We start from the raw sequence: 22,165 nt of genomic DNA on the forward strand, positions 1-22,165 counted from the left end.
AATGTCAAAGAACATGATAACCAGTGCAGTGCTATTGTTATGTGGTATAGCAGCAGTTAACCCTGTGTCTGCCCAAAGTACAGAGGAATTAGACAGAATTCAGCGTGAAGTCGGGATCATGGAAAAAATCCTAACAGCGGCTTTAAAGCAGGATACAGATAACAAAGTTAGAAATGTCTCAGCAAGTTATTTACAGCATCAAGGTGTGGTATTTAGCTTTGACGTGCGAAGCCATTCTCGCTGGTCAAGTGTATTCGCATCCGTGCCCGATGCACCACTTCCACCATTGCCTGATATTGACTTTGAAGAGATCAGCGAAATTGAAGTATTAGGTGAACATGTACAAGTTATTAGCGATGCCGTTGTTGTAAAAACGCAAGAAGCCTATCAACACGCGATGGAGATGATGCGTGAAAGTGCAGAGCGTGTGCGCGAAGTCGCAGAGCAAGAGCGTGATGTTAGTCGAGAAATTCGTGATCTTGAGCGTGAAAAGCGTGACCTTGAATTTGATCGCCGCCACGATAAAGATGCAAAAGAACAAGAGCTTGAAAAACGTAAAAAAGAGCTGCAAGCATCAATTAAGGAGCTTGAAAAACAACAGCAAAAGTTGTCTTTACAGCAACAAGCAATGCGTAAAGAGTTAGCGGAAAAAAAACAAGCACGTATTACAGAGCAAAAGCAGCAGTTGGCAGAGCTTACACAGCGGGTGGATAAAAGCTTGTCATTGACTTTATGTGATTACGGTAGTGGATTAAGAACGCTGCCGAATGATGAGCATGTTAGTTTTATCATTCGTGGCATGAGCGAGCACAAGGGCGAGCAAATTAAAGTGTTTAAAAAATCAGACATTAAAAAATGTGTGGTAGGTGATATTAAAGCAGATGCTTTACTTAATCGCGCAACCCAGTATGAGTTTTGAAATGGTGAAAACGTTCTCAACAAAAAGCAGCCTATAGTGGCTGCTTTTCATCCATTGTAAAAGGTTTTAAGTTAGGTAAGAAGAGTAAGTAAACCCATACAACCAGATTAAAGTAGGGCACTAGCCCTAAGCTTGTGAATACTTTAACTGGGTACCCCTTAAAAGTTGCATTACGGTAACATTGATAAGCTATCCCTAGGTTAATGATCAGCAACAAAACGATTAATTGTGTCATTACTTTCTCCTTTATACCGATAATACATGAACTTAACGATGTTAAGTTATTTTCAGTATGTGTGATCTAATAATTAATGTCATGTTTTTTTGGTTGTATCACCATAAAAGCGTGACATTTTGTGTTGGTGTGAATTAATTATAGATGAGTATTATCAGGATGAAAGTTAAAAAACCAATAAAATTGTTTAAAAATGTATCAATTCTAGGTGCGCGTTTGCTAGCTAATTGTTAGCTAAAAAGTTTATCCGTAGATATTCTTTCAAGCTCACTAGTAATTTTTTCAACAGGCACTGGACGGGCAATAAAGTAACCTTGCCCGTAATCGATGCCTATTTCTTTTAGTGCTAAAAATATTTCTTTATTTTCAACATATTCTGCAACTGAGCGCTTATCTAGGGAGCGGCTAATATCATTAATTGCTTTCACTAACGCTAAATCAATGGGGTCGTTGAGCATGTCACGTACAAATGATCCATCAATTTTCACATGCTGTGCGGGTAGTTGTTTAAGGTAGTTAAACGTACTAAAACCTGTACCAAAATCATCGATAGAGAAATGGCAACCTAAACTATTGAGACGCTCTATCATTGCTCTGGTTGCGGCTAAATTATTAATACTGGCTGATTCTGTGATCTCAAAAATAATACGCGTAGGCTCAACGTTGTATTCTTCTAAGCTTGATTCGATATGCGGTAATAAGCGCTCATCTAAAAATGATTGCGCCGATAAGTTAATAGCGATCTGATTCAGCTCAGGGTACTCGGCAACACTTTTAATTGCATTTTTAATGACGCACTGATCCATCAAATAAGTGTCATTAAGTAGCTCTAATGCAGGAATAAATTGATTAGGGTAAACCAGTTCATCATTAAGTTTTAAGCGTAATAAAGTTTCAAAATAGGCAACATGGTTGCGTTTAAAATCCCATATTGGCTGATAATGAAGTTCAATTGAATCATGCTGTAGCGCTTGGCGAATACTATGTCCCCACTCTAAACCAGCTTGCAGATTATTGTGGCTACTGTCTTCTTTTGAGTAGCAATGGACTAAATTTCGGCCTAGGCTTTTTGCTACGTAAAGCGCAATATCAGCCTGTTTAAGACATTCGCTTGGGTCGTTGTTTTGTGCGGTAATCTGCGTCAGACCAATTGAACAGCTAATTGAGTAAACTTGTCCTTCAGAGTGAAATTGATGTTTTTCAATTGCCATACAAATGCTTTCTGCGACTAAGTGAGCATCGAGCAGGGTCGTATTTTTTAAAATGACTGCAAATTCATCACCACCAATACGACAGACTAAGTGCTCTTCGCTAATATTGGCTGTAAATAACTGGGCCACTTCTTTTAGGACAATATCACCTTGCTGATGACCTTTACTGTCATTGATAATTTTAAAGTGATCTAGGTCGATGTATATCAGTGCATGTTCAGCATCGTTACTGGTATATTTAGCTTGGCAAATACGTTGTAATTGCTGGTCAAAGTAGTAACGGTTATGCAGCTCAGTTAAGGTATCGTGAAGGGCTAAGTGGCGTAATTGTAACTCAGCTTGTTTGCGTTCATGAATATTGTCTATCGTTGCCGTAATCGTGGCTGAGTTGCGGCTATTTTTAATCAGTTGCATACGACATTCGACCCAAATAGCATTGCCATTTTTATGCTTCAGCTGTATTTCAACTTGTTGCTGTTGCGCACCGCCATGTAAGATGCTTTGTACGGTATCTTGTAATTTGTGTTGGCATTGAGGCAGACAAAAATCTGCAAGCGACTTCGCTAAGCTCGATTTTATACCGTAGCCAGTCAGACTTTCCCATGCAGGGTTTATAAAACGAATATGCCCTTGTTGGTCAAATTCAAGTACCACAGTATTAAGGTGAAGCAAAATACGCTGGTGAGCTGAAAACAGTTCTTTATAGCGGCTTTGGCTTTGACTTAACTGCTCCACTTTTTGAGCAAACTCAGCATAACTCACCATAAAGTCTTCACGACGGGCGGCGTGGTCGCACACTTTACTCAATAAAGACTGATCATAAGGCGCACGAATAAAATCAGTAACGCCAGAAAGTAACAACTGCTCCGCGTAATCTGCATCATTGTTATCAATGATGGTGACAATCGCCTGTTTTGGATTATGCTGCAAAATTTCACTAATTAACGTGCCAGCAGGATCAGACTGAGACTGAGTTGCATCAATCAACACGATTGCAAACTTTTGCTGTAAATAAGTAGCAAGTGCTGTTTTTGTCGACGTTGTATGCGTCACTGCAAAGCTCAACTTAAGTTGCTCAGTAATGCTATGTGCTTTGCTATTATCAGTTTCGAGAAGTAATAAGTTTAGCCGACTGCTTTTTTCTAAATGAGTTGAAAGCACATTCGCTAACACTTGTGGCAGCATATCTTGGCGTTCAAATGGTAATACAGCATCAATACCGTAGCTGCGAGCTGTAGTCTCTGCAATACGCTCACAATAAATCGGCGGCGTAAGTAAAATGGGGGTGTTTTTCGGTGTTTTTAATAGCCCAGAGCGGATCATGCGAGAGAAGCGCCAACCGTCTATTTTTCCGACTTCAAGACCTGTAATTATAATATCTACAGGGTGAGTTTTGAGGATTTTTAACGCGTCTTGAGAGTCGCTTACTTCAATAAACGAAAAGACGTTAAGTTTATTGAGTGTTGACTTAATTGTCTCACGTTCTGCAACGCTAGCGTTTAAAATTAGCAGTTTTAACTGCTTTGCCATGGCGCTACTACCTCTTAACTTAACCCATGTTTAATGAATAAGTTAGAATAATGACATTTTGTCTAATCTACAAGCAAACTTTACCTAAAATGGCTAATAAGCCTGTTAAAATTGCACGACTTTTACCCTAGGTCAATATGCACTTGGCTTTGCTTGAGGTAGTGAGCGTATCAGAGTAAACTTGGCGCGTTTTTATTTATAAGAGATACACTCTATGCGCGTGGCCGACTTTAGCTTTGACCTTCCAGATGAATTAATTGCTCGTTTTCCGAAAGCGGACCGTACAAGCAGTCGTTTACTCACGCTTGATGGCCCATCAGGCCAAGTAGAGCATAAAGTATTTAGCGATATTTTATCGCTTGTTAATGAAAATGACTTATTGGTTTTCAATAACACCAAAGTGATCCCTGCGCGTATGTTTGGGCAAAAAGAGTCAGGTGGTAAGCTTGAAGTGTTGGTTGAGCGTGTACTCGACGAGCACCGTGTACTGGCTCATGTACGTGCGAGTAAATCGCCAAAGCCAGGTTCTAAAATTATTCTCGAAGGCAAAGCAGAGGCAACCATGGTTGCCCGTCATGGTGAGCTATTTGAACTTGAATTTGCCAAAGATGGAAATGTGTTAGATATCTTAAACGATATTGGTCATATGCCATTACCCCCCTACATTGACCGCCCTGATAACGAAGCAGACCGTGAACGCTACCAAACCGTTTACGGTGAAAAGCCTGGTGCCGTAGCCGCGCCAACTGCGGGCCTGCATTTTGATGATAAGTTAATGGCGGCCTTAAAAGATAAGGGCATTAATATGGCATTTGTTACTTTGCATGTTGGTGCAGGGACATTTCAACCTGTGCGTGTTGATTCGGTTGATGAACATGTAATGCACTCAGAATACATCGAAGTACCTGATGAGGTGGTTAAAGCAGTAGCAGAAACCAAAGCAAAAGGCGGTCGCGTCATTGCCGTAGGTACTACCTCAGTACGCTCGTTAGAATCTGCTGCTAAAGTACATGGCGGCAAACTAGATACTTACTTTGGTGATACCGATATCTTTATCTACCCTGGTTATCAGTTCAATGTAGTTGATGCTATGGTGACAAATTTCCACTTACCTGAATCAACCTTGATTATGTTAGTGAGTGCCTTTGCAGGGCAAGATAACATTATGGGTGCTTACCATACGGCTATTAAGGAGCAGTATCGCTTCTTTAGCTATGGCGATGCGATGTTTTTAACGCGTAAATAAGCGTTAGTCATCTTATCACCCCGTAAAAAGCCCAGCATTTCACTGGGTTTTTATTTTTTAACCATTCTTACTAAGTTATGTGTTGATATGAAGCCTCTGCAAAGCGCTGAATTCTGCATCGTGGGAAGAGTTTAGCTAGCGGGCTTTTTATTTTCGAATTTAGCCCAATTAATAGTAATAAACCCGCAAACAGGGTAGAATCGAGCGGTTAAATTATAGCTTGTTGGACTGTTTTTCCGACACTGAGGATAATATGAAATTTGAATTAGACCGCACTGACGGTAAAGCGCGCCGCGGCCGCTTGATTTTTGAGCGTGGTGTAGTAGAAACACCCGCATTTATGCCGGTAGGTACTTACGGCACTGTGAAAGGTATGACACCTGACGAAGTGAAAGAGACCGGCGCACAAATCTGCCTAGGTAACACCTTTCATTTAATGCTACGCCCAGGCACAGAAATCATTAAGCAACACGGTGATTTACACGATTTTATGAATTGGGATCGCCCAATCCTAACTGACTCAGGCGGTTTCCAAGTATTCAGCTTAGGCGCAATGCGCAAAATCACCGAAGAAGGCGTGATGTTTAGCTCACCTGTGAATGGTGAAAAAATCATGCTTTCGCCAGAAAAAGCGATGCAAGTTCAGCGCGATTTAGGCTCTGACATCGTGATGATTTTTGACGAATGTACGCCATTCCCTGCCACTGAAAAAGAAGCAAAAGATTCGATGGAGTTATCACTTCGTTGGGCTAAACGCTCAAAAGAAGGTCATGGTGATAACCCTGCTGCGCTATTTGGTATTATCCAAGGTGGTATGTACCCAGAGCTTCGTGCACAATCACAAAAAGGCCTAGAAGAAATCGGCTTTGATGGTTATGCATTAGGTGGTTTATCGGTCGGTGAGCCGAAAAACGAGATGATCAATATTCTTGATCACTGTGCTTACAAAATGCCAGAAGACAAGCCTCGTTACTTAATGGGTGTTGGTAAACCAGAAGACTTAGTTGAAGCGGTTCGCCGTGGTATCGACATGTTTGATTGTGTAATGCCTACGCGTAATGCCCGTAACGGCCACTTATTCGTTACTGGCGGCATTGTTAAAATCCGTAATGCAGTACATAAAACAGACACCGGTCCATTGGATCCTGAGTGTGATTGTCATACATGTAAAAACTATTCACGTGCATACTTGCATCATCTTGATAAATGTAATGAAATCTTAGGCGCACGACTAAACACGATTCATAACTTACGTTATTATCAGCGCGTGATGGAAGGCTTACGTAATGCCATCAGTAATGGCAAACTAGACGAATTTGTTGCAGATTTTTATGCACGCCGCGGCCAAGAAGTGCCAGAGCTTGCAGATACATCAGATTAAATTTTTAGAAAAATTAAAGAGGAAGAGAAATGAGTTTATTCATCTCAAACGCCCACGCAAGTGCGGCAGGTGCAGCACCAGCAGGTGGAGGCATGGAAATGCTAATCATGCTAGGTATTTTTGGTTTGGTATTTTATTTCTTAATCTACCGTCCACAAGCTAAGCGTGTAAAAGAGCATAAAGCACTAATGAGCGCAATGGCGAAAGGCGACGAAGTACTCACGCAAGGTGGTTTAGTGGGTAAGATTACTAAAATCGCTGATGATAAAGACTTCATCGTGATTTCATTAAACGATCAAGCTGAAGTAACAGTACAAAAATCAGCTGTTTCTTCAGTACTGCCAAAAGGCACTATGAAGTCGCTATAACAATAAAAATAAGGACTCACACGTGTTAAACAAGTTTCCATTATGGAAGTATTTACTTGTTCTTGTTGTGTTAGTCGTTGGTATTTTATATGCCTCACCTAACTTGTATGGCCGTGATCCGGCCATACAAGTATCAGGCACTAAAGGTACTGATGCTGACCTCAGCGTACTCGATAAAGTAAATGCGACCCTCAAAGAACATAACGTTACTGTTAAATCAAGCAAACTTGAAGACGGACAGATCCTGGTTCGTTTTAAGAATGTTGAAGAGCAACTAAAAGCGCAAGACCTACTGCGTGATTCCCTTAGTGAAGATTACATCTCTGCAATCAATATGGCACCAGCTCAACCTGAGTGGTTAAAAGCATTGGGCGGTAACCCAATGAAGCTAGGCCTAGATTTAAGCGGTGGTGTTCACTTTACTATGGAAATCGACATGGCGACGGCGGTTGATACTCAGCTTGAGCAAATGGAACAAGATTTTAAAAGTGACTTACGAGAAGAAAAACTACGTTATCGCACCATTCGCCGCGTAGCAAATAGCGATCGTGTCCGGGTTGAAATGCGTAACGAAGAAGATAAAGATGCGGCAGAGCGTTTCTTATCAACCCGTTACCCACTGAATGTTTATATTGATGATAGCAGCAGTGATAATGCTTTTTACGTGAGCATGAGCGAACAAAAGCTTAAAGAAATTCGTGACTACGCTATCAAGCAAAACGAAACAATCATTCGTAATCGTATTAACCAAATCGGTGTTGCAGAGCCTAACGTACAGCGCCAAGGTGCTGAGCGTATTATCGTGCAACTTCCTGGGGTTCAAGATACTGCCCGTGCAAAAGAAATTCTGGGTGCAACAGCAACACTAGAATTCCGTGAAGTAGACGAAAATGCAGATGCAAGTGCCGCTATGCAAGGTCGTGTACCGCCTGGCACAGAAGTGATTATGGCACGTGAAGGTTATCCTGTGGTGCTGAAAAAACGCATCATCCTTGAAGGTAGTCACATTACTGGCGCGCAATCAGGTATGGATGAATATCAGCGTCCTCAAGTAAGCATTAGCTTAGATAGTAAAGGCGGCGCTAAAATGAATGCCTTCACTAAGCGTGCTATCGGTAAACGCATGGCAACGGTATTCATTGAATACAAGCCATCAGGTAAAACAGACGAAAACGGTAAAGCACTGCCACCAATTAAAGTGGAAGAAGTCATTAACGTGGCAACGATTCAAGCCCGCCTTGACCGTTCATTCCGTATTACTGGTATCGATAACCCTGCTGAAGCGCATAACTTAAGCTTATTACTTCGTGCCGGTGCATTAGTTGCGCCAATTCAAATCGTTGAAGAGCGCACAGTAGGTCCAAGCTTAGGTCAAGAGAATATCGAAGCGGGTATGACTGCGGTTGCACTTGGCTTTGCGTTTGTACTTGTGTTTATGCTTGCTTACTACAAAGGCTTTGGCATGGTCGCTAATATTGCCCTAGGTGCTAACTTAGTGCTAATTGTGGGTGTTATGTCATTAATTCCAGGTGCAGCGTTAACGCTACCGGGTATTGCTGGTATTGTACTGACAGTCGGTATGGCCGTTGATGCTAACGTACTGATATTTGAACGTATTCGTGAAGAACTTGCTGATGGCCGTAGCCCGCAACAAGCCGTTCATTTTGGTTACGACAGCGCATTTAGCACCATTTTCGATGCTAATATCACAACGCTTATCGCCGCCGTGATCCTGTTTGCAGTGGGTACCGGCCCGATTGCTGGTTTTGCAGTCACACTTGCGATTGGTATTATCACCTCTATGTTTACAGCCATTGTTGGTACCCGTGCGGTCATCAACTTATTCATTGGTGGTAAGCGTATTGATAAGTTGTCGATTTAGGAGTCAGCATGCAAATTTTAAAACTAGGTGGTAAAACACTACCGTTTATGAAGTTACGTAAGTTTGCCATGACAGTATCAACTTTGTTGATCTTGGCTTCTTTCGTATCGTTTTTTACTAAAGGCTTGAACTTCGGTCTCGACTTCACTGGCGGTACAGCGGTTGAAGTGGGCTTTGCACAGCCTGCCGATCTGAAAAAAGTGCGTGAAGCCATTACTGAAAGTGGCTTTGAAGACTTCTCAGTACAGCTGTTTGGCTCAAGTAAAGAGATTTTAGTACGTCTTGCACCACAAGGGGATGGCGTAAAAGCAGAGGTGATTGGTAATCAAATCATTACGGCGTTAAAGCAAACAGATTCAAGCGTTGAAATGCGCCGTATCGAGTTTGTTGGTCCAAGCGTAGGCGAAGACTTAAAAGAGCAGGGTGGCCTTGCCATGTTAACTGCGCTTATTTGTATCTTGATTTACGTTGCGTTTCGATTTGAATGGCGCTTTGCGGTAGGTGCGGTATCTGCGCTTTTACACGACGTTATTATCACGTTGGGCTTGTTCTCAGTGCTTGGTCTTGAGTTTGACTTAACGATTCTTGCGGCCATTTTGGCGGTAATTGGTTACTCACTCAACGACACCATCGTTGTATCTGACCGTATCCGCGAAAACTTCCGTAAAGTACGTGTTGATGACACGATTGAAATTATCGATATTTCATTAACGCAAACCCTAAACCGTACCTTAGTTACATCAATCACCACGATCTTAGTATTGATTGCGTTGTTCGTATGGGGTGGTCAAACGATTCACGGTTTTGCGACAGCATTACTATTTGGTGTGTTCATCGGTACTTACTCTTCTGTATACGTTGCTTCAGCAGTAGCGATTGCAATGGGTGTCAGCAAAGAAGACCTAATTCCAGAAGTAATTGAAAAAGAAGGTGCGGATCTCGATCCTATGCCTTAATAAGCCTAGCTTGACAAGAACCGCCCTGTTGGGCGGTTTTTTATTGGAACAAATTTATGAAACATCTCTTAATGAGTCTATGTATTATCTACTTATTGAGTGCCTGTAAAGACCAACAAGAGCAGCAATCAACAGCAGCTCAACAATCACAAGAGGCAACTTTACAACAACCACTAATAGCCTATGAAGGCTTAGTGTGGAGGGTGTTAACTAGCCTACAAGCTGAGTCGGATCAATTAACGGTTAAAGAAGCTATCGATAGCTTGATAAACTCATCTGAGTCGCTATTTTTAGCAATGAAAACACAGCTACCAGAATGTGAAGCTAGTTTGCTAGCAATGGCTGATTATGTGTCTAAGATGAAAGCGACAAAGGCGGTACAGTCGACGCCGATGAAGCACGCCCCTGCGTTACCCGATTTTACAGAGCCTCGTTGTTACCATACGCAACAGTTACTGCTTAACGCTTTAGCCGTTTTTGCTATCGCAGAGCAGGCTGCAATAACTGAACAAGACTACCATCAAGCTAAGTTAAAAATGATTGATAGTATTGCGCGTATTAAACAACTAAATTGAATAATCATCATGGTGATAAGTTAAGTTGCCATAAAATTGTCATACAGAATTGCTACTTTAATTGCCTACTTTTAAAACAGACGCTAGGTGAAAGGTGAGCGAACCACTACAGCGAATTTTAGATAACAGTGAAATAAAAACCTTATTTCAGCCTATCTTTGATATTTCTAATCAGCATATCTTGGGTTATGAAGCCCTTAGCCGTGGTCCAAAAGGCTCAGAATTAGAAATGCCTAGCGCCTTGTTTCGCGAAGCAATTGCATGCAATAAAATTTCAGAGTTAGAGCTCTTGTGTCGAAGTAAGGCGATAGAAAACTTCGTTAAGTTAAACTTACAAGGTAAGCTCTTTTTAAACGTAAGCCCAAAGACTCTACTCGACCCGTGCCATCCTAAAGGAGAAACATTACATCTTGTTGAACATTTTGGTTTGGCGGCGAATCGTGTTGTTATAGAAGTCACTGAGCAAGAAAAAGTGGAAGATGGCTTTTTATTATTAAAGACTATTGGCCATTATCGTGAACTCGGTTTTTCCATTGCTATTGATGATTTAGGGGCAGGCTATTCAGGTTTAAAGCAATGGTCTGAATTGTGTCCTGACTTTGTAAAAATAGATCGCTACTTTATTGATCACTGCGACCAGAGTGTGGTGAAAAAAGAGTTTCTAAAATCAATTATTGTGCTTGCCAAAGCAACAAACACGCAAGTTATTGCTGAGGGAATTGAGCGGGCAGAGGAGTTACGCTTGCTTGAGGGGTTAGGGATTCAACATGCACAAGGGTTTTTACTGGAAAGACCAAGCTTACAGCCCAGCTATCAAATTAATATTCAGTGCTTAGCACATTTAGAGTCATCTGATAATCCGAGTAGTTTTGAGCAATCGATGGCTATTGGCTGGTTAGCTGTGGAATATGCCAGTATCGAAACAACCACACGCTGCAAAGATGCGCATAGCCTTTTTGAGCAGGATAAATCGCTTACAAGTCTTGCTGTTCTTCAGCACAACATTCCCGTTGGATTACTACACCGAGACCAACTAACAGAAGTATTCGCCGCACCTTATGGGCATGCACTTTATGATAAACAACCGGTGACATCCTTGATGGACAAGCAACCTCTGGTCGTTGACGAAAATGAGTTACTGGATACGGTAAGTCAGCAAATTACCGAGTTTGAATTTGATATTCGCCGGCATATTGTCATTACCCGTGAACAGCAATATCTTGGTTTAGCGCCATTGCGTAATATTTTAAAGCATATTACAGAAGAAAAAATACGCCATGCTCAACATGCAAACCCATTGACTATGCTGCCAGGTAATGTCGCTATTAACGAAGCGATTGAGTTGAGACTTCGCAATAAATACCCATTTTCACTCGCCTATGTCGATCTAAACCATTTTAAACAATTTAATGATTTATACGGTTATGCAAGCGGTGACAGTGTTATCAAATTATTAGCAGAGGTTATTGTTGACGCATCTAGTCTCAGTAAAGGGTTTGTTGGCCACATAGGGGGGGATGACTTTATGGTGGTGTTTGATAAAGAGGATGCACACACCGTTTGCCACAACATTATAGCTTTATTTGAGCAAAAATCGCGTGCCTTTTTTACCCCAGAGCATATTGAGCAAGGCGGTTATTGGGCCAGCAATAGAGAAGGTAAAAAGCAGTTTGTGCCATTGCTTACATTATCGATAGGCCTTGTGAAGCCCGATTTAGAGCTTTGTATCAATAGCCATCAAGTTGCTGCATTGGCGACTGATGCTAAAAAAGAAGCTAAACGTTATCAAACGAGTCATTTGTTTGTCTGTAAACGCAGTCGTCCTGCCCCCGCGGTGGTCAGGCTTAGCTGTGCAAGTGATGACACAGCGCGTATCGGATTATGAATTAATTTTAAGTTGGACTAATTTTACTTGTACCACTTAAAGGCTAGGTGTAGCTTAAAAAAAACACAATGATAAAAATAATAATGAAGCAATTAACAGCCGTAGCCTTTGTATTAATTACACTAATGTGCAGCCCAAATGTGTATGCCGATACCGTTGTTAATCTAGCAGTTGAACAACGTCCTCTGTATAAACGTGATGATTACCTTAATGAGCTGTTACTTAAAGCCTTAGAGGCTGCTCAATTCCCTGTTAAGATAAACAAAGTGTTGGTTCACCCCCATCAACAACGAACCTTGCTAAGGCTTGATGCTAATCAAGCTGATATCTACTGGAGTATGACCAGCCCAGAGCGTGAGCAATTAGCCATTGCCGTGCCAGTCCCTTTATTCAAAGGGTATATTGGTAAGCGGGCATTACTGACAAAACGGTCATTTTTGCCTCGTTTTACCCAGCTTAAAAATAAGCGTGACCTCGCCCAGTTCACTGCTATACAGGGGCATGACTGGCCTGATACAAAAATTTTAGCTCAAAATGGTCTATCGGTTAGGCCATTAGCTAATTATCAAGCCATGTTTAGCTTAGTTATTGCTGGGCGCGTTGACTATTTTCCTCGCTCTTTTATAGAAGTTATGTCTGAGCTTGAGCAGATAAATGACGAGCGGCTAATGATTGTTCCCGATGTGTATATTAGTTACCCAACTGCATTTTATTTCTTTGTCAGTCATCGTAAGCCAGCGCTAGCGAAAGCGTTGTTGAAAGGATTGCAAACGATGCAAGCATCGGGAGAGTTTGATGAAATGTTTAATCGATACTTTGCTGAAGGTTTAGCGAGCTTGCCATTCAAAGAAGGTAATACGCTTGAAATTGCATTGGAAAATGAGTACTTTCGGCCACAAAAAAAGGAGCCTTAGCTCCTTTTTTAGATTACAACCGCTGTTAGCGAAGTAGTGACTCAGTTAATACAGGACGAATTTCACGAATGATCGCTTGTGTTAACTTAGGTGCACCGCAGATGATGTTGCCGCTTTGGTTGTAGTTAATACCCCCTGCGAAATCAACAACCATACCGCCAGCTTCTTTTACTAAAAGCTCGCCCGCTGCTGTGTCCCATGGCTTAAGGCCAATTTCAAAGAAACCATCAACACGACCCGCAGCAACATAAGCCATATCTAATGCAGCAGAGCCTGCGCGGCGAATATCAGCAGTGTGTACGAAAAGTGCTTTAAACGCTTCTGAGTATGCGTCTAAGTGATGCTTTTGCTTGAATGGGAAGCCTGTTGCAAGGATAGAACCTGCTAACTCGTTAGTTTTAGTTACGCGTAAACGCTTGCTGTTAAGCTGTGCGCCTTGACCACGTGATGCAGTGAATAATTCACCACGAATAGGGTCATAGATCACGGCTTGGTCTAAACGACCTTTAACTTTAAGTGCAATTGATACTGCGAAATGAGGAATACCCTTGATGAAGTTTGTTGTGCCATCAAGTGGGTCTACAATCCATTGGTAATCTGCATCTTTACCTTTGTGCTCACCAAGTTCTTCACCTACGATACTGTGATCTGGGTAAGATTTTAAAATAGTGTCACGAATTGCGGCTTCAGCTTCTTTATCGATGTTAGTCACTAAGTCGTTAGTGCCTTTTTGTTGTACATCAACTTTTGATAAATCTTCGCTTGCACGAAGTAAAATTTTGCCTGCGTTACGCGCAGCGCGAACCGCAATGTTTAACATTGGATGCATAGCATTACCTTTGGGTTGTAAAAGAACGAATATATTTAAGCCGGCGTATTCTAGCGGTTTTTACTGCAAAGTAAACAACAAAGCAGAAATAGTTTTGGTTGTTTTTTGTACTGAGCTGATTTTAAATTAAATTTCGACCTCATAAATTTTAACAGCGAAAAACTTTTAGCGCAGTTTCGTGCTCTAATTCATCCCGACTTATCACCAATAAACGTGATAAATCGCAAACATGATCTACGATCAATTATGATTGACTGCACGATCTATATAGCCTCTAGAATTGCTTTCGTGCTAGAATTCGCGCAATTTTTGACATTCAGTAAGTAACAACGCAATGACACTTGATGATATTCGTATCGTATTAGTTAACACATCTCATTCTGGTAATATTGGCTCAGCAGCACGAGCGATGAAAACGATGGGTTTATCAAATTTATACCTTGTTGATCCTGCTTGTGAAATTGATAGTCATGCCAGTGCGCTTGCAGCGGGTGCAACCGATGTGCTCGGCAAAGCGGTGGTTGTTGATACCCTTGCCGATGCCATTGCTGATTGCTCTCTAACAATTGGTACTAGCGCGCGTTCGCGTACGTTATCATGGCCTATGGTAGAGCCGCGTGAATGCGGTGAAAAGCTCGTGGCAGAGGCTGAAAATGGCCCAGTTGCACTTGTGTTTGGTCGTGAGAATAGTGGTCTAACTAATGAAGAGTTACAGCAATGTAATTACCATGTATGTATTCCTGCAAACCCTGAATATAGCTCACTCAACCTAGCGATGGCTGTACAAACGCTATGCTATGAAACACGCATGGCTTACTTGAATACACAACCAAAAGCGCAAGAAGAAGATGAAGCAACCTACCCAAGTGCTAAACAAACTGAGTTGTTTTACGAGCATCTAGAACAAACATTGAATGACACTGGCTTTATCATTAAACAACACCCAGGTTTAGTGATGACCAAATTACGTCGTTTATTTAATCGCGCACGTCCTGAAGAAGCCGAAATGAATATTCTGCGCGGTATTCTTACCTCAATTAATAAGTCTATAAAATAATCACTGGTTATAAGTATAATACTTGACTAAATTACTCAGGTAATTACAATAACACCTAGTACTTGACTATTTTTGTCAGGTATTCGGTTTTATCAATGATGAACATCTATTTTTATCAGATGATAATACTTGACTATTTTGGTCTGGTAATTAAAATTTGCACACCTTAGCGTGCAGTAATATCGGGGGCTCCATGAAGTTAACATCAAAAGGCAGATACGCAGTAACCGCCATGTTGGATGTTGCACTCCATACAAATGTGGGTGCAGTGCCCCTGGCCGATATATCAGAACGACAAGAGATTTCCTTATCATATTTAGAACAGCTATTTGCCAGACTTAGAAAAAATGGCTTAGTGAGTTCAGTGCGTGGCCCCGGTGGCGGATATTTATTAGGGCGTGACGCAGATAAAATTTCTGTTGGTGATGTTATTAATGCTGTTGATGAATCTGTTGATGCAACTCGCTGCCATGGTGCAACGGGTGGCTGCCAAAGCGGCATGCGCTGCTTGACTCATACTCTGTGGTCTGATTTGAGCGCACGTATCGAAGATTTTTTAAATAGTATTACCCTTGCTGAATTGGTTGAGAAATCAGACGTAAAAGAAGTCGCATCTCGCCAAGATAACAGCATCAATAATGCAATTAAGCAACTGGAAAACATTCAAGTAAGCTGTCAACTGTAGCTTGACGAAAGCGGAGAGAGAAATGAAGTTACCGATTTATTTAGATTACGCAGCAACCACGCCTGTTGATGAACGTGTGGCAAAAGAAATGATGCAATGCCTGACTATGGACGGTAATTTTGGTAACCCTGCATCACGCTCACACCGTTTTGGTTGGCAAGCTGAAGAAGCGGTTGATCAAGCGCGTACAGATATTGCTGATCTAATTAATGCTGATCCACGCGAAATCGTGTTTACCTCTGGCGCAACAGAATCAAATAACCTAGCTATTAAAGGTGCGGCGCAATTCTACAAAAAGAAAGGTAAGCACGTTATTACGGTTAAAACAGAACATAAAGCTGTTATCGATACATGTCGTGAACTTGAGCGTCAAGGGTTTGAAGTAACCTATATGGACGTTGAAGAAAACGGCCTTCTAGACCTTAAAAAGCTGGAAGAAACAATGCGTGATGACACAGTGCTTGTAAGTGTCATGCACGTAAATAACGAGCTAGGTGTTATCCAAGATATCGCGACAATCGGCGAAATGTGCCGTGAGCGCAAAATTATGTTCCACGTAGATGCTGCACAAAGCGCAGGTAAAGTACTTATCGACGTGCAACAGTTAAAAGTAGATTTTATGTCGTTCTCTGGCCACAAAGTATATGGTCCGAAGGGGGTTGGCGCACTTTACGTTCGCCGTAAGCCACGTGCTCGTTTAGAAGCACAAATGCACGGTGGTGGTCATGAGCGTGGTATGCGTTCAGGTACACTGGCTACTCACCAGTTAGTAGGTATGGGTGCGGCATTTAGAATCGCGAAAGAAGATTTCGAAAAAGATCATGCACACATCAGCGCACTACGTAAGCGTTTGATTGATGGCATCATGGCTGATATGGACGAAGTTTACTTTAATGGTGAACCAAGCCAGTCAGTGCCAGGTATTGTAAACATCAGCTTCAACTTTGTTGAGGGTGAGTCGTTATTAATGGCTGTTAAAGACATTGCTGTTTCATCAGGTTCAGCCTGTACCTCAGCAAGCTTAGAGCCTTCTTATGTACTACGTGCATTAGGCCGTAATGACGAGTTAGCACACAGCTCAATTCGTTTCAGCATTGGCCGCTTTACGACTGAAGAAGAGATTGATTACACCGTTGAACTAATCAAAAACTCGATCGGCCGTTTACGTGAGATGTCTCCTCTATGGGAAATGCATCAAGAAGGTATTGATTTAGATTCAGTTGAGTGGGCGCATCACTAATTAGTGATGAACCGCCGCTAGCAGGTAGTGAGGATAGTATTATGGCTTATAGTGATAAAGTAATCGATCATGTTGAAAATCCACGTAACGTGGGTGTATTAGACAAAAACGATCCGTCAGTTGCAACAGGCATGGTGGGTGCACCAGCGTGTGGTGACGTAATGAAATTGCAAATCAAGGTATCACCAGAAGGTGTTATTGAAGATGCAAAATTTAAAACATATGGTTGTGGTAGTGCAATCGCTTCTTCTTCACTTGTAACTGAGTGGGTAAAAGGCAAAACCTTAGACGAAGCGGCAACAATCAAAAACACTGATATCAGTGCTGAGCTTGAGTTACCGCCAGTGAAAATTCACTGTTCTATTTTAGCGGAAGACGCAATTCAAGCAGCAATTGCTGACTACAAAAGCAAACAAGCGAAGTAAGAGATAATTTCATGGCAGTGACATTGACAGATGCGGCAGCAAACCGCGTAGAATCATTTTTAGCAAATCGCGGCAAAGGCATTGGCCTACGCGTTGGCATTAAAACGACGGGCTGTTCAGGTCTTGCTTATGTTCTTGAGTTTGTTGACGACTTAGCAGAAGGCGACGAAATTTTTGAAAGCCGTGGTGTAAAAGTAATCGTTGATGCGAAAAGCTTAGTGTACATTGATGGCACTGAGCTTGATTACACCAAAGAAGGTTTGAATGAAGGGTTTAAGTTTAATAATCCGAATCAAGCTGATGAGTGTGGATGTGGCGAAAGCTTCACGGTTTAAGCTCAAAAAATTTTCCTCGCTTGAAGCCCTGCCTATGTAGGGCTTTGTTATTTCCTGTTCACCTAGTTGGATAATGTAATGCGTTACTTTGAATTATTTGCAATTCCAGTTGATTACAATATTGATTTAGCGACGATAAATAAACACTACCTTGAGCTGCAACGCGCAGTTCACCCTGATCGCCATGCCAGTTCAAGCAGCCGCGATAAGTTACTTGCTGTGCAAAATGCGGCTGAAATCAATGATGCGTTACAAACCTTAAAACACCCCGTGAAGCGCGCAGAGTACATGTTGAGTGAGCTAGGTGTGGATATTCGTGCTGAACAGCAAACCTTACAAGACCCACATTTCTTAATGCAGCAAATGGAACTTCGCGAAGAACTCGAAGAGCTTGAAAATGCCGCAGATCCTGATGCAGCCATCGCGCAGTTTGAAACGCAAATTAAACAGTTAGACAAGCAATATAGTCGCGAACTTGCTGAGCAATTAGCCAGTAATGATGAACAACAATGGCAAGCAGCTGCGGATAATATTCGTAAATTAAAGTTCGTTTATAAATTGCGAGATGAACTTGAGCGCATTGAAGACAGTTTATTTGATGATTAATTATTAGTTGTATAAAGCAGCTATTTAAGAGTTTAAAAAGAGCATTATGGCATTATTGCAAATTGCTGAGCCGGGGCAGAGCGCGGCACCACATGAGCACAAATTAGCAGTCGGTATTGACCTTGGGACAACCAACTCGTTAGTTGCAACAGTGCAAAGCGGCGAAGCCCGCACACTGACTGATTTAGCAGGCAATGCGATGCTTCCATCGGTTGTGCAATACCAAGCAGATAGCATCGTGGTGGGTGAACGAGCGGCGGCAGCTGCCACTCAAGACCCTGCTAATACTTTGATCTCAGTGAAGCGTTTCTTAGGTAAAACGCAGGCTGAAATCGAAAAAAGTTATGGTCAACTGCCGTATCAATTTTGTGAGCATGATGGCTCGTTAGCAATCAGCACCGTTGCGGGCGCAATTAGCCCAGTAACTGCATCGAGTGAAATTTTAAAAGCCTTGAAACTGCGTGCAGAAGATAGCTTTGCAGGGCAAGATATTTTAGGTGCGGTTATTACTGTACCAGCGTATTTTGATGATGCACAGCGACAAAGCACCAAGGATGCCGCTGAACTTGCTGGCATCAACGTATTACGTTTATTAAACGAGCCAACAGCGGCGGCGGTTGCTTATGGCCTTGATTCAGGCCAAGAAGGCATTATCGCCGTATACGATTTAGGTGGCGGTACGTTTGATATTTCTATTTTACGCCTGCACCAAGGTGTGTTCGAAGTCCTTGCTACAGGCGGTGACTCAAGCCTAGGTGGTGATGATTTTGACTCACTGTTAGTGGATTACTTCAAAAAACAAACCGGTGTGAGCGAGCTTTCTGCATCGGTACTGCGTTTATTTATTAATAAAGCAAAAGCCTGTAAAGAAGCGCTAAGCCAATACCAAACTGTCAATGTAGGCTTAGAATTTGATGGTCAAAGCCACAAAGTTGAAGTAACCCGCGAAACCTTTGATGAACTAGCACTTGGTCTTGTGAAGAAAACACTGCGTTCTTGTCGCCGTGCGGTAAAAGATGCGGGTATCGAAAACGAAGAAGTACTGCAAGTGGTAATGGTTGGCGGCTCGACACGTATGCCAATTGTACGCTCTCAAGTTGCGGCATTTTTTGATAAAGAGCCACTGACTTCAATTGACCCTGATCGCGTCGTTGCACTCGGCGCAGCATTACAAGCAGATGTACTGGTTGGCAATAAACCAGATTCAGACATGCTGCTATTAGACGTATTACCACTGTCATTGGGTCTTGAGACCATGGGTGGCTTGGTTGAGAAAATCATTCCACGTAATACCACTATTCCTGTTGCACGTGCACAAGAGTTTACCACCTTTAAAGATGGTCAAACGGCGATGTCGCTGCATGTACTACAAGGTGAGCGTGAGCTAGTTGATGACTGCCGCTCGCTGGCAAAATTCAGTTTAAAAGGTATTCCGGCCATGGCCGCAGGTGCTGCGCATATTCGCGTAACCTTTAAAGTTGATGCAGATGGCTTGTTAAGCGTATCGGCAATGGAAAAATCAACCGGTGTGCAAGCTGAAATCCAAGTAAAACCATCATTTGGTTTATCGGATGACCAAGTTGCGAACATGCTAAAAGATTCAATGAGTAATGCCAAAGACGACATGCAAGCGCGTATGCTTAAAGAGCAACAAGTTGAAGCGTTACGCGTTGTTGAAGCACTAGAAGCATCACTCGCAACTGACAGTGCATTACTTGATGAACAAGAATTAGCTGCGTTAAAAGCAGAAATTGCTAAACTTGTTGCGGTACGCGAAAGCGCAACAACACCGGCAGAAATTAAAGCAGCAATTGAAGCTGTCGACAATGCAAGTAGCGAGTTCGCTGCGCGTAGAATGGATGCATCAATCAAAAAAGCGCTGCAAGGGCAGTCAGTAGACGAAGTTTAACGAGGTAAGGTATGCCACAAATTATTTTTCTTCCACACGAAGAGTTATGCCCAGAAGGCGCTGCTATTGAAGCTCCTACAGGCGAAACCGTATTAGATGTTGCGCTTAAAAATGGTATTAGTATTCCGCATGCCTGTGAAAAGTCATGCGCGTGTACAACATGCCACTTAATTATCCGTGAAGGCTTTGACTCTTTAGATGAAAGTGATGAGCTAGAAGATGACATGTTGGATAAAGCATGGGGTCTTGAGCCTGAGTCTCGTCTTGGTTGCCAAGCAATTATTAAAGATGAAGATCTGGTAGTTGAAATTCCAAAGTATAATCTCAATATCGTTAATGAAGAGCATTAATTCTTAACGGCTTTGAATACCTAAAAACCGCTGTAGTTGCTTGGTCTCTACAGCGGTTTTTTGTTTTTTGCGGTCCGCTTTACTAGGAGGTTTTATGTCTGATTTAGTTTTTTCTGATTCGTTTATCGATGGTGACTTTTATTCTACGAGCCAGCGCTTTAGTGTAGATAACCCTGCAACCGGACAAGCAATTACTGATGTGTCTGATATTGATGAAGCTGGCGTTGAGCTGGCCATTAAAAGTGCTGACGAGGCATTTAGCAAGCTAAAACAAACAACGGCAACTGAGCGTAGTGAAACGTTGCGTCGCTGGTATGAGTTGGTTATTGAGCACAAACAGCAACTTGCTGAGCTGATGACCAAAGAGCAAGGCAAACCTTTAAAAGAAGCATTGGGTGAAGTGGAGTACGGTGCGGGCTTTATTAAATGGTTTAGCGAAGAAGCCAAGCGTAGTTACGGCGACACGATTCCTGCTACAGACAGCCAACATCGTCTATCAACCATAAAGCAGCCAATCGGTGTTGTTGCTGGTATTACACCGTGGAACTTCCCAATCGCCATGATCACCCGTAAGGTTGCCCCTGCATATGCAGCGGGTTGTAGTTTTGTTATTAAGCCTTCTGAGCATACCCCTTTATGTGCAATTGCTTTGGCTTACCTTGCAGATAAAGCAGGGTTTGTAAAAGGGGCGTTAAATGTAGTGGTCTCAGAGAATGCAAAAATGGTTGGCGAAATCATGACTGAATCTGAGCGTGTACGTAAGTTCACATTTACAGGTTCAACCGCTGTAGGTAAGCAGTTACTTTCACAGTGCGCATCAACAATAAAGCAAACATCGATGGAACTTGGTGGTAATGCACCGTTTATTATTTTTGAAAATGCCGATTTAGATGAAGCTGTTGCTGGCCTTATGGGGGCTAAATTCAGAAACGCAGGGCAAACCTGTGTGGCAGCAAACCGAATTTTTGTTCAGCGTTCAGTGCTAGAGACGGTGCTTGAAAAACTCACAGACAAAGTGGCTGAGTTAAAGGTAGGCAATGGCTTGGATGACGGGGTGGATATTGGCCCATTAATTTATCCTAAAGCAAAAGAGAAAGTGCAAACACTTGTGCAAGATGCAGTAGATAAAGGGGCGTCATTAATTGGTGATAACAGCGAACTTGAAGGTAGCTTTCAAGCGCCATTGATTTTAACTGGTGTGACACCACAGATGGATATCTACCATGATGAAGTGTTTGGTCCTGTAGTAAGCATAATTGCTTTTGATGATGAACAAGAAGTCTTGCAGCTTGCTAACGATGTGCCGTATGGTTTAGCTGCGTATTTTTACAGTGAAAATATCAAGCAAGTTTATCGCGTAAGCGAAGCACTTGAATACGGCATGATTGGTATTAATGAAGGACTCATCTCAAACCCTGTTGCGCCATTTGGTGGTGTAAAGCAATCTGGTCTTGGCCGTGAAGGTGGTCATCAAGGATTAAATGAGTACCTTGAAGAAAAGTATCTTTGCATTAAGGTCTAATCTCACGCGAAATAAATTTCACGCCTACACCGGTAGGCGTCTTGCTTGCATGGCGCGTTTAAATTTCTGTGCCAAACCAGTTTCACGCCGACATCTTCCCGTTTA

21 protein-coding genes are annotated in these 22,165 nt (G+C 42.2%); 18 read left to right on the forward strand and 3 right to left on the reverse strand.

Annotated features, from left to right (window positions below):
- Position 1 precedes the first annotated feature (1 nt).
- On the forward strand, positions 2-919 hold the full coding sequence (locus tag L3Q70_RS01500; RefSeq protein ID WP_237114733.1) for a hypothetical protein: 918 nt from the start codon (positions 2-4) through the stop codon (positions 917-919).
- 31 nt (positions 920-950) lie between these two features.
- Here the strand turns inward: L3Q70_RS01500 and L3Q70_RS01505 are convergent, their stop codons facing one another.
- Positions 951-1,154, reverse strand: coding sequence for a hypothetical protein (locus L3Q70_RS01505; protein WP_062567226.1), 204 nt, complete (start codon positions 1,152-1,154; stop codon positions 951-953).
- A gap of 230 nt (positions 1,155-1,384) precedes the next feature.
- A complete protein-coding gene (locus tag L3Q70_RS01510; RefSeq protein WP_237114734.1) occupies positions 1,385-3,895 on the reverse strand; it encodes an EAL domain-containing protein in 2,511 nt (836 codons plus the stop codon).
- A 214-nt stretch (positions 3,896-4,109) separates the two neighbouring features.
- On the opposite strand from L3Q70_RS01510, the gene queA reads away from it, so the two are divergent.
- From queA to L3Q70_RS01550, 8 genes are all read left to right on the forward strand, one after another.
- Complete coding sequence (queA, locus tag L3Q70_RS01515) at positions 4,110-5,141, forward strand: tRNA preQ1(34) S-adenosylmethionine ribosyltransferase-isomerase QueA (protein ID WP_062567228.1); 1,032 nt, start codon at positions 4,110-4,112, stop codon at positions 5,139-5,141.
- 253 nt (positions 5,142-5,394) lie between these two features.
- Positions 5,395-6,522 carry a tRNA guanosine(34) transglycosylase Tgt gene (tgt, locus tag L3Q70_RS01520; protein WP_237114735.1) on the forward strand — a complete coding sequence of 376 codons (1,128 nt, stop codon included), beginning with the start codon at positions 5,395-5,397 and terminating at the stop codon, positions 6,520-6,522.
- A gap of 29 nt (positions 6,523-6,551) precedes the next feature.
- Positions 6,552-6,890: a preprotein translocase subunit YajC gene (yajC, locus tag L3Q70_RS01525; protein ID WP_062567230.1), complete on the forward strand. Its 339-nt coding sequence runs from the start codon at positions 6,552-6,554 to the stop codon at positions 6,888-6,890.
- 22 nt (positions 6,891-6,912) lie between these two features.
- The gene (gene secD / locus L3Q70_RS01530; RefSeq protein ID WP_193988192.1) at positions 6,913-8,772 is read left to right on the forward strand and encodes a protein translocase subunit SecD; all 1,860 of its coding nucleotides are present in this window, start codon (positions 6,913-6,915) and stop codon (positions 8,770-8,772) included.
- An 8-nt stretch (positions 8,773-8,780) separates the two neighbouring features.
- Positions 8,781-9,728, forward strand: a complete 948-nt coding sequence (secF, locus tag L3Q70_RS01535; protein ID WP_062567232.1) for a protein translocase subunit SecF — start codon at positions 8,781-8,783, stop codon at positions 9,726-9,728.
- 56 nt (positions 9,729-9,784) lie between these two features.
- Complete coding sequence (locus L3Q70_RS01540; RefSeq protein WP_062567233.1) at positions 9,785-10,303, forward strand: hypothetical protein; 519 nt, start codon at positions 9,785-9,787, stop codon at positions 10,301-10,303.
- A gap of 94 nt (positions 10,304-10,397) precedes the next feature.
- The gene (locus tag L3Q70_RS01545) at positions 10,398-12,188 is read left to right on the forward strand and encodes a bifunctional diguanylate cyclase/phosphodiesterase (protein WP_193988193.1); all 1,791 of its coding nucleotides are present in this window, start codon (positions 10,398-10,400) and stop codon (positions 12,186-12,188) included.
- 83 nt (positions 12,189-12,271) lie between these two features.
- Positions 12,272-13,102 carry a transporter substrate-binding domain-containing protein gene (locus L3Q70_RS01550; protein ID WP_237114736.1) on the forward strand — a complete coding sequence of 277 codons (831 nt, stop codon included), beginning with the start codon at positions 12,272-12,274 and terminating at the stop codon, positions 13,100-13,102.
- A 25-nt stretch (positions 13,103-13,127) separates the two neighbouring features.
- Here the strand turns inward: L3Q70_RS01550 and suhB are convergent, their stop codons facing one another.
- The gene (gene suhB / locus L3Q70_RS01555) at positions 13,128-13,931 is read right to left on the reverse strand and encodes an inositol-1-monophosphatase (RefSeq protein WP_062567236.1); all 804 of its coding nucleotides are present in this window, start codon (positions 13,929-13,931) and stop codon (positions 13,128-13,130) included.
- A gap of 334 nt (positions 13,932-14,265) precedes the next feature.
- Here suhB and trmJ point away from each other — a divergent pair, with 334 nt between their 5' ends.
- From trmJ to L3Q70_RS01600, 9 genes are all read left to right on the forward strand, one after another.
- Complete coding sequence (trmJ, locus tag L3Q70_RS01560; protein WP_062567237.1) at positions 14,266-14,988, forward strand: tRNA (cytosine(32)/uridine(32)-2'-O)-methyltransferase TrmJ; 723 nt, start codon at positions 14,266-14,268, stop codon at positions 14,986-14,988.
- A gap of 193 nt (positions 14,989-15,181) precedes the next feature.
- Positions 15,182-15,673 (forward strand): Fe-S cluster assembly transcriptional regulator IscR, encoded by a 492-nt coding sequence (iscR, locus tag L3Q70_RS01565; protein ID WP_062567238.1) that lies wholly within the window; start codon positions 15,182-15,184, stop codon positions 15,671-15,673.
- A gap of 22 nt (positions 15,674-15,695) precedes the next feature.
- Positions 15,696-16,913 carry an IscS subfamily cysteine desulfurase gene (locus tag L3Q70_RS01570; protein WP_062567239.1) on the forward strand — a complete coding sequence of 406 codons (1,218 nt, stop codon included), beginning with the start codon at positions 15,696-15,698 and terminating at the stop codon, positions 16,911-16,913.
- Between the two features lie 41 nt (positions 16,914-16,954).
- Positions 16,955-17,338: a Fe-S cluster assembly scaffold IscU gene (gene iscU, locus L3Q70_RS01575; protein WP_062567433.1), complete on the forward strand. Its 384-nt coding sequence runs from the start codon at positions 16,955-16,957 to the stop codon at positions 17,336-17,338.
- A gap of 11 nt (positions 17,339-17,349) precedes the next feature.
- Entirely contained in the window at positions 17,350-17,673 is a 324-nt protein-coding gene (gene iscA, locus L3Q70_RS01580; protein ID WP_062567240.1) for an iron-sulfur cluster assembly protein IscA, read from the forward strand.
- Between the two features lie 78 nt (positions 17,674-17,751).
- Entirely contained in the window at positions 17,752-18,279 is a 528-nt protein-coding gene (hscB, locus tag L3Q70_RS01585) for a co-chaperone HscB (RefSeq protein WP_062567241.1), read from the forward strand.
- A gap of 46 nt (positions 18,280-18,325) precedes the next feature.
- The gene (hscA, locus tag L3Q70_RS01590) at positions 18,326-20,188 is read left to right on the forward strand and encodes a Fe-S protein assembly chaperone HscA (protein ID WP_237114737.1); all 1,863 of its coding nucleotides are present in this window, start codon (positions 18,326-18,328) and stop codon (positions 20,186-20,188) included.
- Positions 20,189-20,199: 11 nt separating this feature from the next.
- Positions 20,200-20,538: an ISC system 2Fe-2S type ferredoxin gene (gene fdx / locus L3Q70_RS01595; RefSeq protein WP_062567243.1), complete on the forward strand. Its 339-nt coding sequence runs from the start codon at positions 20,200-20,202 to the stop codon at positions 20,536-20,538.
- A gap of 94 nt (positions 20,539-20,632) precedes the next feature.
- Positions 20,633-22,060, forward strand: a complete 1,428-nt coding sequence (locus tag L3Q70_RS01600; RefSeq protein WP_237114738.1) for an NAD-dependent succinate-semialdehyde dehydrogenase — start codon at positions 20,633-20,635, stop codon at positions 22,058-22,060.
- Positions 22,061-22,165: the final 105 nt, after the last annotated feature.

Origin of the sequence: Pseudoalteromonas sp. CF6-2 (genome assembly GCF_021729425.1) — a bacterium.
GTDB lineage: Bacteria > Pseudomonadota > Gammaproteobacteria > Enterobacterales > Alteromonadaceae > Pseudoalteromonas > Pseudoalteromonas arabiensis.